Origin of the sequence: Kocuria marina, from assembly GCA_014652975.1 — a bacterium.
Classification (GTDB): Bacteria; Actinomycetota; Actinomycetes; order Actinomycetales; family Micrococcaceae; genus Kocuria; species Kocuria marina.
In genome coordinates this window covers 954,590-967,051 of record BMZV01000001.1, presented here as the reverse complement: position 1 = coordinate 967,051, position 12,462 = coordinate 954,590, and the positions used below count along the sequence as shown (strand labels likewise).

12 protein-coding genes and 2 pseudogenes are annotated in these 12,462 nt (G+C 69.1%); 3 read left to right on the top strand and 11 right to left on the bottom strand.

Annotated features, from left to right (window positions below; all coding sequences use genetic code 11):
* Positions 1-99: 99 nt before the first annotated feature.
* The 9 genes and pseudogenes from IE157_RS04475 to IE157_RS04440 all read right to left on the bottom strand — a co-directional run bounded on the left by IE157_RS04475 (position 100) and on the right by IE157_RS04440 (position 7,425).
* Positions 100-1,119 carry an NADP-dependent oxidoreductase gene (locus IE157_RS04475; protein ID WP_193519223.1) on the bottom strand — a complete coding sequence of 340 codons (1,020 nt, stop codon included), beginning with the start codon at positions 1,117-1,119 and terminating at the stop codon, positions 100-102.
* A 171-nt stretch (positions 1,120-1,290) separates the two neighbouring features.
* Positions 1,291-1,406: pseudogene (locus tag IE157_RS04470) on the bottom strand (ribosomal protein bL36).
* Between the two features lie 40 nt (positions 1,407-1,446).
* Complete coding sequence (locus IE157_RS04465; protein WP_318281309.1) at positions 1,447-2,556, bottom strand: sensor histidine kinase; 1,110 nt, start codon at positions 2,554-2,556, stop codon at positions 1,447-1,449.
* A 133-nt stretch (positions 2,557-2,689) separates the two neighbouring features.
* A pseudogene (locus IE157_RS13070) lies at positions 2,690-2,833 on the bottom strand (CHASE3 domain-containing protein); the annotation flags it as partial.
* A gap of 185 nt (positions 2,834-3,018) precedes the next feature.
* Positions 3,019-4,464 carry a glycosyltransferase family 2 protein gene (locus IE157_RS04460; protein ID WP_193519222.1) on the bottom strand — a complete coding sequence of 482 codons (1,446 nt, stop codon included), beginning with the start codon at positions 4,462-4,464 and terminating at the stop codon, positions 3,019-3,021.
* Entirely contained in the window at positions 4,451-5,506 is a 1,056-nt protein-coding gene (locus IE157_RS04455) for a HEAT repeat domain-containing protein (protein ID WP_318281338.1), read from the bottom strand. The genes IE157_RS04460 and IE157_RS04455 overlap by 14 nt, the downstream gene beginning before the upstream one ends.
* Entirely contained in the window at positions 5,427-5,939 is a 513-nt protein-coding gene (locus IE157_RS04450) for a response regulator transcription factor (protein ID WP_318281308.1), read from the bottom strand. Before IE157_RS04450 ends, IE157_RS04455 begins: the two co-directional genes overlap by 80 nt.
* Positions 5,940-6,060: 121 nt before the next feature.
* On the bottom strand, positions 6,061-6,687 hold the full coding sequence (locus tag IE157_RS04445) for a YdhK family protein (protein WP_064845462.1): 627 nt from the start codon (positions 6,685-6,687) through the stop codon (positions 6,061-6,063).
* A gap of 120 nt (positions 6,688-6,807) precedes the next feature.
* Positions 6,808-7,425, bottom strand: a complete 618-nt coding sequence (locus IE157_RS04440) for a DUF4396 domain-containing protein (protein WP_229568112.1) — start codon at positions 7,423-7,425, stop codon at positions 6,808-6,810.
* Between the two features lie 233 nt (positions 7,426-7,658).
* On the opposite strand from IE157_RS04440, the gene IE157_RS04435 reads away from it, so the two are divergent.
* Positions 7,659-8,812 (top strand): IS3 family transposase gene (locus IE157_RS04435; RefSeq protein ID WP_318281307.1). Its coding sequence is split into 2 segments (ribosomal slippage): positions 7,659-7,892 and positions 7,895-8,812, totalling 1,152 coding nucleotides; the frame shifts between segments, so codons are not numbered across the junction.
* A 130-nt stretch (positions 8,813-8,942) separates the two neighbouring features.
* On the opposite strand, the gene IE157_RS04430 is transcribed toward IE157_RS04435, so the two are convergent.
* Complete coding sequence (locus tag IE157_RS04430) at positions 8,943-10,235, bottom strand: MFS transporter (protein ID WP_318281306.1); 1,293 nt, start codon at positions 10,233-10,235, stop codon at positions 8,943-8,945.
* Between the two features lie 175 nt (positions 10,236-10,410).
* Here IE157_RS04430 and IE157_RS04425 point away from each other — a divergent pair, with 175 nt between their 5' ends.
* Entirely contained in the window at positions 10,411-10,884 is a 474-nt protein-coding gene (locus IE157_RS04425; protein ID WP_193519219.1) for a MarR family winged helix-turn-helix transcriptional regulator, read from the top strand.
* Positions 10,885-10,908: 24 nt separating this feature from the next.
* Here the strand turns inward: IE157_RS04425 and IE157_RS04420 are convergent, their stop codons facing one another.
* On the bottom strand, positions 10,909-12,219 hold the full coding sequence (locus tag IE157_RS04420; protein ID WP_318281305.1) for a PucR family transcriptional regulator: 1,311 nt from the start codon (positions 12,217-12,219) through the stop codon (positions 10,909-10,911).
* Between IE157_RS04420 and IE157_RS04415 the strand changes: the two genes are divergently transcribed.
* On the top strand, positions 12,199-12,405 hold the full coding sequence (locus IE157_RS04415) for a hypothetical protein (protein WP_193519357.1): 207 nt from the start codon (positions 12,199-12,201) through the stop codon (positions 12,403-12,405). The two genes, IE157_RS04420 and IE157_RS04415, sit on opposite strands and share 21 nt — an antisense overlap.
* Positions 12,406-12,462: the final 57 nt, after the last annotated feature.

The following is a 12,462-nucleotide window of genomic DNA, read 5'->3' as shown; positions in this document are numbered from 1 at the left end:
GACGCGGCCATGATATGGAGAGGAACCGCCACGCAGAGCAGCGGAGCGGTTCCTCGACGACGGTCACAGTGCCGCGCAGCCACGCGGCGAGGACGTCACTCAGATCTTGACGACCATCTTGCCCTTGTTCGCGCCCTTCATCATGTCCAGGAACGCGTCCACGGCGTGGTCGATGCCCTCCACCACGGTCTCATCGTGGGTGACCTTGCCGGAGGTGAACCACTCACCCATCCGCTGGCGGTACTCCTGGGCGACGTCAGTGTGGTCACCCATGGTGAAGCCCTCCAGCATGAGGGAGTTCTTGATGATGTTGCCCATGTTGTCCGGGCCGCAGGGGCGCTCGGTGGAGTTGTACTGGCTGATCGCGCCGCACACGGCCACACGGCCGTGACGGTTGAGCACGTCCAGAGCCGCCTCCAGGTGGTCGCCGCCCACGTTGTCGTAGTACACGTCCACGCCATCCTCACCCACAGCATCGGCCAGCTGCTCACGGATGGGGGCATCCTTGTAGTTGAGCACCTTGTCGAAGCCGTACTTCTCGGTGAGCATCCGGGCCTTCTCGTCCGAGCCGGCGGAACCGATCACGTAGGAGGCGCCCAACAGCTTGGCGATCTGACCCGCGGTGGAGCCCACGGCGCCGGCGGCACCGGAAACGAACACGCGGTCCCCCTCCTTCAGCCCGGCGATGCGGGTGAGCCCGGTATACGCAGTCATCCCTGTCATGCCCAGCACGCCCAGGTACACGGACAGCTCGGCGTTGGGCAGCTCCTCGACCTTGGTGAAATCCTTGGCAGATCCCTGGGCGAGGTCGCGCCAGCCGTACTGGTGCAGCACGGGGGTGCCCTCGGGGAGATCCTCGGAGCGGGACTCGACCACGCGGCCGATGGCGCCGCCGGTCATGGTCTCGTTCAGGGCGAACGGTGGGACGTAGCTCTTCTCGTCCCGCATGCGCCCGCGCATGTACGGGTCCACGGACATGAACTCGTTGCGCACGCGCACCTCTCCGTCCTGCAGCTCCGGCAGGTCCACGGTGACGGTGCGGAAGTTCTCGTGCTCGGGCCACCCCTCGGGGCGGGAGACGAGCTGAATTTGGGTGCTGGTGGAATCGGTAGTAGCCATGTCGCCATAGTGGCATGCACAAACGTTTGCCACAGCAAGGATTCGCGCCCAGCGGACGCTACCCCCGGTTGCTCGTCACATGGGGCAGCCCAGGAGTAATTTACGCACCCCACGGTGACCGCCGACGCCGCACGGACCGGCTCCCGGGGGCGCCCCGCGCGCGGCTTAGCCCTAACGAGCCTTCATGCGCCGATTCTTCCTGTTGATCACATCGGTCTTGCCCCGGCGGCGGACCACCTGCGAGCCGGAATCTGCTTGAGGGAGCGGAGCGAGGTGCAAACCTTCACGGAACCTCATGGTTGCGAACAATTCTCATTCAGGAGAGCATCACGGAGCATCGGTAGCCACAACCCGCTGCACCGGTTCGCTCCGCTGGGTCGCCAGGGGGAGATTCAGCGTGACAGTGGTGCCTTCCCCCTCCACCGACTCCAGGGCCACGGACCCCCCGTGCTGCTCCACGATGGTGCGCATGATCACGAGCCCCAGTCCCGTTCCGGGCACCTGCTGGGCCGTGGCGTTGGAGGCCCGGGTGAAGCTCGTGAAGAGGGACCCCACCTCTTTCTCGGGAATGCCCATCCCGGTGTCCGTGCACGTCAGGCGGACTCCCGTGCCATCGGGCGTGCCTTCCAGCGTCAGCGAGACGGCACCGTGGGGCGGGGTGAACTTGATGGCGTTACCCACCACGTTGGTGACGGCCCGCTCCAGACGGTCCCGGTCCCCGAACACGGGCCACGAACCGTCCGTGTCCGCGTGGACGGTCACCTCGCCCGCCGCGGCCTGGGGAACGAGATTGGTGACCACCCCGGACACGCACTCTGCGAGGTCCAGCACACAGTGGCGCGCCGAGCGGTTCTCCTGGTCCCGGTCCAGCTTGTTGATCAGCAGCAGGTCCTCGATCAGCAGCCGCAGCCGTTCCGTGTTGCGCCGCACCACTTCCAGCACGCGGGCCTGTTCCGGGCCGACACTGTCGAAGTCCCCGTCCTGGAGCATCTCCACATAGCCGCTGATGGACGTGAGCGGGGTTCGCAGCTCGTGGTTGGTGGTGGAGACGAACACGGATTTCTGGCGGTTGAGCTCCGTGAGCTGCTCCAGGGTGCGCTCCCGCTGCTCCGCCACGTCCCGGGCCTCGCGGGTGAAGGCGTTGAAGGACGCGGCGAGGCCCACCACTTCAAGAGCGCCATGGGAGGTTTCCGCGACGGCGTCGTGATCGCCCGCGCGCTGCCTCGCCACCGTGCACTGCAGCGCGAGCAGCGGCGCCCCGAGGGCGCGGTCCGCGCGGCCCAGGGCGAGGAACGCCACCGCGATCGACAGCATCGCGGCAGTCACCACGGCGGCCGCGGCCAGGGTCATGGACCGGTTCAGATCCGCTCTGCGCTGCTCCCGCAGGCGGGAGGCGTCCGCCCGGACGTCCTCCAGTGTGCCGAGGGCCCGGTCCATGGCGGATGTCGTAGGGGGCAGGTCCAGAGATCTCCGCGGGGTGTCCCCCCCCTGGTTCCCGAGTGAGGCCGAGCCACGTGTCCACGGACTCGTTCAAGGACCGCAGCTGCGGCAGCCGCCCGGCCGCCACCTCACCCAGGACGTCCTGGGCTGCAGTGAGGTCCGCAGTGGCCTCAGCGTACTCCCGCGCGAAAGCCTGGTCTCCGCTGACCGAGTAGCCCCGCGCGGCCGTCTGGGCGCGCAGCAGCGTGGCCTCCAGCTGGTGCGTGGCATCCATCAGGGGTGTGATGGTGGTGCGCGTGGCGGCCACGTTCTGCTGCACCGTGTGCAGTCCCCACAGTGCGGTGGCGCCGGTGAAGAGCAGTGCGAGGCACAACAGGGCGAGCACCTGCAGGAGGATGGCGCGCACCCCGCGGTGGCGGACACCGTCCCGCACGCGGGTCACTGCCAGGAAGCGGGCGCTCATCCATCCACCTCCGTGAAACCCGAACGGGTCATGGTGCCCCACTGCTGGCGGCGCCCCAGCAGGGAAGCCACCCAGCCCTCCATGCGCCACCACGCCGTGAGCTGGCGGTAGCCCAGGTTCTCCAGGACCACCGCGCCCAGCGTGATGCCCAGGTCCCGCCAGCGGGGGTACTTGTGGTAGCTCAGCTCCTCGATCGTCACGGCCGCGAGGGTCACGATGATCGCATACGCGTAGGCCACGAGCATGAACAACAGGAAGTACTGCCAGGACACGAGTCCCAGCGCGAAGCCCAGGGCGATCAGTACCAGCCCGGCGAGTTCCAGCAGCGGGGCGATCAGCTCGAAGAGCCAGTAGTACGGAACCGCCACGAGACCCAGCCGGCCGTAGCGGGGGTTGAACAGCATGTCCCGGTAGGCCCACAGGGTCTCCCACAGACCCCGGTGCCAGCGCGCCCGCTGCCGCCGCAGCACGGGCAGGGTGCTGGGGACCTCCGTCCAGCAGATGGGCTCCGTGAGAAAGGTGACGCGGTAGGGCCGACGCTGCCTGCGGAAGGTCCGGTGCAGACGCATCACCAGTTCGAAGTCCTCACCGATGCTCGAGGCGTCCAGGCCTCCCACCGCCACGAGGGCATCCCGGCGGAAGACACCGAACGCGCCGCTGATCAGCAGCAGCGCGTTGATCCGGGACCAGCCTGCGCGTCCCAGGTGGAAGGCTCGCAGGTACTCCATCACCTGGATGTCCGCGAGCGGCGTGCCCGGCATGCGCACCTCCAGGACACGGCCGCCCTTCACGCGGCACCCGTTGACGGCGCGGATCACTCCCCCGGCGGCGACCGTGGAGATCGGGTCCTCGATGAAGGGCCGGGACACCGTCAGCAGCGCCCCGGGGTCCAGGATGGAGTCCGAGTCCACGAACAGCACCAGGTCCTCGCGGGCCAGGTTGACGCCCACATTGGTGGAGTCGGAGCGGCCCGAGTTGCGCTTGTGCACCACGGTCAGTCGGGTCCGCCCGTCCCGTGGGACGTGAATGCTGGTCGGTGCCTCCCGCACCGGAACGTCCTCGGGCATCTGCCGGGACACCGGCACCAGGTCGAAGGCCCGGCGCAGCACCTCGAAACCGTTGTCGGTGCTGCCGTCGTCCACCACGATCACCTCGTGGCGCGGGTGCTGCAGCGACAGAAAGGACTCCACGGCCACGCGGATGCCGACCTCCTCGTTGTGCATGGGTGCCACCACGCTGATGCCGGGCATGGTGCGGGAGCGCATCAGTTCCTCCCGCCCCGCGAACGGGATCCGGCGGCGGTAGGCCACGAAGTCCACCGCCGCCAGGACGATCATCACCAGGTAGGACGTGTTGATCAGCAGGAAGTAGATCAGCACCGGCACCGCAATGAACGCCAGGATCCCGGCCACAGCGCCGCGCAGCAGCTCAAACCACTCCACGGCCGGCTCCTCTCATGGCGCTCAGCTGCAGCACGTAGCGGGCGGGGTGCACGGCAGGGGTGTCCCCGTCCAGGGCGCCCAGCAGCCGCTCCCGCCCGGCAGGGCCCAGTTCGGTGAGAGCCACCGCGGCCCGCTCCGCCAACCGGGGCCGGGTGTCCTCGACCAGGGGGCCCAGGGCCGCCACGGAGGCGGGCAGACCCAGCCGTTCGAGGGACTCCACGGCGGCGAGCGCCACGCTCTCGTCCCGGTGGCGGGCGAGCCCGGACAGGACGGCGAGGTCCTGCGCTCCCCCCACCCATCCCAGGGCGCCGACGAAGGCGGTGAGGGCCCGGGGGTCGGTCTCCTGTGCCAGGCGCTCACGCACGACGGGAGCGGCACCTGGCACGGGGCGCACTCCGATCACAGTTGCCGCCACGTGGCGCACCGCCGGGTCCGGGTGCAGGGTGGCCTCCTCGAACACGGGTGCCGCTGCGTCGTCGAAGGCGCACAGGGACTCCACGGCCACCCAGCTGGGCAGTCCGCGGGGACGACGCCGCGGCGCCACCGCGCGCAGCACGGGGCGGGCCGCGGAGCCGTCGCCGAGCAGCGCCAGGGCACGGGCGGCAGCAACCACCACGTCCGCGGAACGGTCCTGGAGCAGGGGCAGGATCCGGGGCGCGGACTCGCGAGCGCGCATCAGCCCGAGGGTCCAGGCAGCGTGGGCACGGCGCACCGCGCTGTGGGAGGAGAGCCCCGCGATGGCCCACTCGGCGCGTCCGTGGGCGTCGAGCACCCTGGCCAGAGCACGGGCGGGCTCCCCCCTGACCTTGGAGAGCATCGCGGAGACGGCGCGGTCCACCACCGGTACGCGGCGCCGGGGCACCGCGGTCAGGCGGCGCAGGGCGGAGGCGTCGTCGTCCTCACCGGACGCGACCTCGAGCATTGCGGGGCGCAACTCACCGAGCAGCTTCGCGTCCCGGCGTTCACGCCACTGCCGGCCTGCACGCGTTCCCAGGACGGTCGCGAGGAGCAGGGCCGCGGCCCATACCAGAACCCACAGCACCCAGGACAGCAGCTGCGCGGAGACCACCGTGGGGGTCGCCACTGCGGGTCACCGCCCCCCGGCCGAGGAGGCTGTTCACACGGTGCAGCAGCTCACGGGGGCTGAAGGGCTTGGTGACGTACTCGTCCGCACCGGTGTTGTACCCGTCGTCCACGTCCGCGTCCCTGGCTCGGGCGGTCAGCAGGACCACTTTGAGGTGTTTCAGAGCCTCGGTGGCACGGATCTGGCGCAGCACGTCCAGTCCGCTGAGACCGGGCATCATGACGTCCAGCACCACGATGTCTGGGATGCCTTCCTCCAGCGCGCTCAGCGCAGCGGTGCCATCCTCCACCGCCCGGACCTCGTATCCCGCCTGCTGCAGTTTGAAGACCACGAGGTCGCGAATGTCGGGGTCGTCGTCCGCAACGAGGACGGACGGGTGTTCAGGGCTCACGAGGGCGCTCCGTGTGTCTGGGGGGATGGACACGCTCCGAATCCGCGGCAGCGGAGGAGATGAAGCCAAGAGTATTCGAAAACATGCAGGTTGGCGGGAGATGACGCTTGGTGCGGTGAAATCAGCCGCGGGGCTTCATCTCCTTCTCCACGACCCACTTGTGGTTGGTCATGGTCATGCCGTCCGCCTCGTAGTCCACCATGTAGACCGTCTGGGTGGTTGAGGAGGCAACGGTGCCCGTGGCGCCCTTCATGCCGGGCATGTGGTCCGCCTCGATGGTGACCTCGGTCCCGTCCGCGAGGCGCTCGGAACCGGCACCCTGGAGTTCCTCCTGGACGACCCACTTGTGGTTGGTGACCTCGGGTCCGCCGTCCGTGGGGGTGTAGTTCACGGCGTAGGCCACGGTCTTGTAAGCGCCCACCACAGTGGCCGGGGCGCCCTTCATGCCCTCCATGTGGTCGGCGGTCAGCGTGACCTGCGTGCCCACCGGGTAGGTGGGCTTCTCCGCGGCGGTGATGCCCTCCGGGGCGGGGCCACCGTCCATGGCGTGCATGTGCTCGTGCCCGCCCTGGCTCGCACTGGGCGTGCCACTCGCGGAGGACGACGTCGCCTGGCTCGTCGCGCTGGAGGTCGCGCTGGTCTCGTGGCCCTCGTGGGCGGAGTGGTCCGCGGAATCGGAACCGGCGGAACAGGCGGTGGCGGTCACCAGGATGGCGAGACCGGCGAGGGTGAGGGGAAGTCGACGCATGGGAAAGGATCCTTTCTGCGGGCCCGCCCGGGTTGCTGGACCCCGGTACGGGCGGGTTTCTGGTGGGAGTGCGCGGTGGCAGCGGAACCCTGCTTCACTGGTTCCCTACAGCAGGGTGCCCTACAGCAGGGTACCGAGGGAGGCGACGAAGCCGCCCAGCATGAACGCGCTGATGCCGTACGCCAGGGGGCGGTTGTCCATGGGGCCACCACCGGAGGCGTGGTGGGTGATGGCGTGGCCCTTGCCGCGGCGCAGCAGGGCCTTGTTCACCGGGTATGCCGCGAAGTACGCGATCACGAGGGACAGGGCCATGGAGCCCCAGAAGAGGGCATCGAGCAGGCCGGCGTCCATGGCGCCGGGGACCAGCCACATGACGAGGTTGTCCACGACCTCCATGGTGAGGATGGAGACGGTGTCCGCGGCGAGCACGAGACGCAGGGCCCGACCCACGCTGATGCCGGCGCGTAGCAGGGGCAGGGAGGACAGGGCATAGCCGAACACGAAAGCCAGGGCGATGGCCACGGCGGTGCTGGTGACGTTGCCCCACCCGAACACGGTGGCCAGGATCAGGCCGAGGATCTCACCGATGGAGCAGCCGGTGAGGCAGTGGAGGGTGGCGCTGGCGGCCATGTTGGACATGTCGTGGCCTGCGTGGTTGGAGGGGGCGTGGTCGTGCATGTCGTGGCCCGAGAGGGAGTCCGAGTGATCGGTGGGGTGGGTGGTGGCGGGCGTGTTCATAGCATCAACCGTATACCCCCGGGGGGTACCCAGTCACAGCATTTTACTTCCCGCCGTTTATGGAGCGGCCCAGTGGTTTCCGCCTAAATGAGTCGGAGATGCCCTAGGAGATGTTCTCGTCCACGGGACTGCTGCATGGGTTGGTGGCATCTGATCTGTGACGCTGTGAGGTGTCGCTGGGAGGATGAGCACCGTGGCCAAACCCTTACCCCCAGGAGTTCCGCGACGATGTCGTGAACGTCGCCCGCGACCGTGAACCCGGCCAGTGCATCACGCAGATCGCTTCGGACTTCGGGATCGCCGAGTCCTGCTTACGTAACTGGATGCGCCAGGCCGATGTCGAGGCCGGTGCTGGGCCCGGAACAACCGCGGCCGAAAATGTCGAACTGCGCGAGGCGAAAAAGCGGATCCGGTTGCTCGAGCAAAAGAACGAGGTGCTGCGCCGGGCCGCTGCCTATCTGTCCCAGGCGAATCTGCCGAGAAAATGAGGTGCCCGCTCGACCGCGAGCTGGCCGATGACAGGATCCCCGTCACGGTGACGTGCCGGGTCCTCAAGATCGCCCGCCAGCAGTACTACCGGTGGCTGCAGGCGCCCGTAACCGCTGCCAACCTGACCGCGGCGCACCGAGCGAACGCGCTGTTCGACGCACACCGGGACGACCCGGAGTTCGGGTATCGGTACCTGCACGAAGAGGCCGCCGAGGCAGGTCAGGTGATGACCGGGCGGGCCGCGTGGTCGATCTGTTCGCAACAGGGCTGGTGGCCGGCGTTTGGCAAGAAACGCGCCAAGAACGGCAAGAGCCCCGGGCCGCCGGTCCACGAGGACCTATGTGCTGTAGTGGACGAGCACGGCAGGACCCGGCACGTCTTCACTGCTGACGCCCCGAACCAGCTGTGGCTCACCGACATCACCGAACACGGCACCGCCGAGGGCAAGCTGTATCTCTGCGCGATCAGGGACGTGTTCAGCGGCCGGATCGTCGGGTACTCGATCGACTCGAGGATGAAGTTCCGCTTGGCCGTCCAGGCGCTTGAGGACGCTGTCGCGATGCGCGGTGATGTCGCCGGCTGCGTGGTGCATTCGGACAGAGGATCTCAATTCCGAAGCCGGAAGTTCCGGCGTGCTCTGGGCCGGCACCGCATGGTCGGGAGTATGGGCAGAGTCGGGTCCAGCAAAGACAACGCAGCCATGGAGAGCTTCTTCGCGTTGCTGCAGAAGAACGTCCTCGACCGCCGCTCCTGGAACACTCGTGAGCAGCTGCGCATCGCGATCGTGACCTGGATCGAGCGGACCTACCACCGGCGTCGGCGCCAGGCCCGCCTAGGCTGTTTGACGCCCATTGGGTTCGAGACCATCGTGAACACGACCGTCGCACTGGCGGCGTGACTACTACCTGTCACCTATCCGTGCAGCAGTCCCGCGCGTACCCGTGGCCACGCACCGTCGTCGCCCCCGCCCAGCCGCACAACCAAAAGGGGCCCGCGGCACACGCCACGGGCCCCCGAAAGAGCGAACCTCAGTCCACCACGAGCCGCCCCCGCTTGGCGTGCGGGTGCCGGCCGTGCACCGCGTGGTACAGCACGGCGGCAACGACTACCAGCACGGCGAGAACCGCGTACATGGCCCCGAAACCGGCGGCGGAGAGCAACAGACCCAGAATCACGGGACCCACGCCCACGCCCACGTCCATGAGCAACAGCAGCGTGGAGATGCCGGTGCCCAGCTTGTGGGCGGGCACCGCGCTTACGGCGATGGCCTGCGCGGCCGGCATGAGGGTGCCGTAGCCCAGACCGGTCATGGCGCCGGCCACGACCACCTGCCAGTCCTGATTGGCCACAGCCAGGATGCCCAGGGCCACAGCGAAGCAGACGAGGCCCAGGTAGACCACCACGTTGTCGCCGCGCTGGTCCTGCACCTTGCCCAGCACTAGGCGCATGATCAGCATGGCCACGGCGTACGCCACGAAGAACAGGGCGGCGCCGGTGGTGACTCCGCGGTCCTCGGCATAGGCGTTGAGGTAGGTGATCACGCCCGCGTAGCAGACGCCCACCACCAGCATGAAGGAGCCGATGGGCAGCACTGCCGGGTGGGCGATGTCGCTGAGCGAGAAAGCGGCGCGCTGCTTGTCCACCTCCTGGTTGGCCTGGGCTTCACGCTTGACCAGGGGCTCCCGCAGGAAGACACCCAGCACCAGGCCGAGCACGGCGGTGACGAGGGTCGTCCAGAACAGCCACGTGTAGTTCAGCGAACCCACCAGGAAGAGCCCCAGTGCGGGCCCCACCGCAGTGGCCAGCGTGGTGCCCAGCGCGAAGTACCCGGTGCCCTCGCCGCGGCGGGAGTCGGGGATCACGGACTGCGCAATCGTCATCACGGCGGTGCTCGCGAACGCGTACCCGAAACCGTGCAGCAGACGTACCCCGATCAGCACGGGCAGAGACCCGGCAGGCAGGTACAGCGCGCACGCGACCACCACGACCACGAGCGCGATCAGCAGCATCTTCCGGCGGCCAAGGATGTCCACGAGGTATCCGGAGACCAGCCGCGCGATGGTCGCCCCCACCACGAACGCACTGGACGCGAAACCGCCCACGGCGTCCGAGGCCGCAAAACTCTTCACGGCGTACAGCGCCATGGTGGTGACCAGCATGTAGAAGGTCAGGTACTGCAGGAAGTTGACCACCCACGCCACCACGAACGTGGGCGTGACCAGCCGTGCCGGGCCCGCCGAGTGCGCGGGACCGGGCGTGGCCTGCTCCACCACAACCGGCAGTTGACCTGTGGGAACGTCGTCCTTCGCGTCGACCGACACGGGCACCTCCTGGAGTTTTTGGGTTTGTATAGTGCAAGATATTACCCCAGGATTTGTATTATGCAATTTTTGCCGACGACCCCGCTCCCCCGCCTTTCCGCCCCGCCTACCGTTGAGAGTTGCCACGGCGGCAGCCCCTCGGAAGCCGTCCACCCGGGGATGAAAGGATGGAACCGTGCACAGCGATGACTCAGTGAGCGAACTCGTCTACGAGAACATGCTGCTCTCGAGATACGCCCTCCAGGGAGCGCCACCCCAGTCCCGCCGGGAGGCGCTGGACCGCAGCTCCACCGTGCTCCTCGCCCGTCTGCAGGCCGGCGGCCCCATGAGCGTGGCCGAGCTGGCCCAGTCCTTCGGTCTGGACATCTCCACCGTCCACCGGCAGGTCGCAGCCGCCATGAAGAGCGGTCTGATCGAGCGCATCAAGGACCCTGAGGGCGGCGTCGCCAAGAAGCACCAACCCACCAAGGAGGGCGTGCACCGTCTTGCGGAGGAACTGGAGGTCCGCCGCGAGTCCTACCAGCGTTTCATTGCGGACTGGCCGCAGGAGGACGTCACCGCGCTGGCCCGTCTCACCCGCCGCTTCAACGAGAGCGTGGAGGCCACCCTCGGCCACAGCTGGCCGCGCGACTACCCCACCGAGTCCTAGCGCACGACGCCGCCCGGGCCGTCCTCAGCACCCCTCCACCTCCGCGATCAGCAGCGCCACGTGCAGGAACGTCCGCGACTCCGGATCGTCCAGCGACACCCCCAGCCTGCGTTCCAGCCGGGCCAGCCGCCCGTAGAGCGCCGGGCGGGAGAGGTGGAGCCGCTGGGCCAGCAGGCTCTTGTTCCCGCCGCACGCCAGGAACTGCGTCAACAGCTCACAGTCCTCGTGGCGCTCCACGTCCAGGACGCTCCCGAGTTCCGCGCGCGCGAACATCTGCACGCGCTCGTCCCCGCGCAACATCGCGAGCAGCCCGCGCAGCCGCACGTCCTGTGCGCGGAAGCACCGCCGCCACGCGGAACCGGAGCGCACAGAACCGGACCGGGCGGCGTCCTGCCGTGCCGCGCGGTCCGCCACGGTCCCGTCCTGCGAGGGGCCACCTTCCGCGCAACCGTCCCGCGCGAGCAGGGACACCGCGGCCTCCGCGATCATTCCGGCCTCGTCCAGGCGGGCGGCCGCGCCGATCATCCCCGACTCTGGATCGGAGACCCCCGCGAGCACCCGCCACGCTCCCTCCAGGCGCTGCTCCGCCGCCGTAAGCACCCGTTCCACCACGGCGTCCTGAGGGGTGCGCGCGGCCAGCGGCACCAGCACGGCCACGGAGGCAGCGCCAAGACGGCCAGCAAGCGCCGTCGTGCGCTCCCGGCCCAGCGCCCACGCGAGCGCATCGAGCACGGCGCCGCCGCCCTGGTGCTCGCCCAGCGGACCCGCCCCCGGGCGCTCCCAGCGCACGACCACTGGCAGCCACGCGGCCGGGGCCGCCTCGCTCAGCACCCCGTGGCGCAGCACGCCGATCCCGAGTTCGTGCGCACGCCGCCGCGCGGAGTCCTCGTCCACGTTCCACGGGCGCCGAAGCTCGTGCAGCAGGGCGGTCTCCGCCTGGCGCTTCTCATTCCGGCGGCTGCGCTCGGACAGCAGCGTGAGCGCCACCGCCTGCCCCGCCCGCTCCAGCACGGTGGCGCGCAACGCGGGCCGGGCGCCCCGCGGCTCGGCGGACAGCCACCCGACCGTCTCCCCCGCGACCGCCACGGGAACGGTCCCCCCGCTGTCCTCCAGTGACGACGACGCCGCACGCCGCCGCCACACGACCTCGGCACCCAGTAGCCGCGCGGCTTCCGCAACGATCTGCTGGACCGGGGCAGCCTCCAGGGTCAGCTGGGTGAAGACCTCGTGGATGCGGCGGTCCGTCTCCAGCTGCTCGAGCTGACGCGCGGCGATCCGGCGGTGCGCCTCCTGCGTGACGGCCACGAACCGCACTTGGCGGCTCAACAGGTACACGGGCAGCTCCCGGTGAGCGGCCGCCGCGCGCAGCACCCGCACCACGGGCTCCCGCCCGGAGAGCACCTCGACCGCGAGCGCTCCGGTGAGGGCGCCGTGGGCAAGGTCGTGCTGATCGAACTGGCCGTGGTCGTGGCACCGTTCACCGTCCTGGCCATCATTGGGCGCGTCATCGGGTTCTTCTAGACCCGCTCCGCCGCAGACCCTCCCCAGGTCCGGGGCCACGGCTGACGAGCCCCTCCG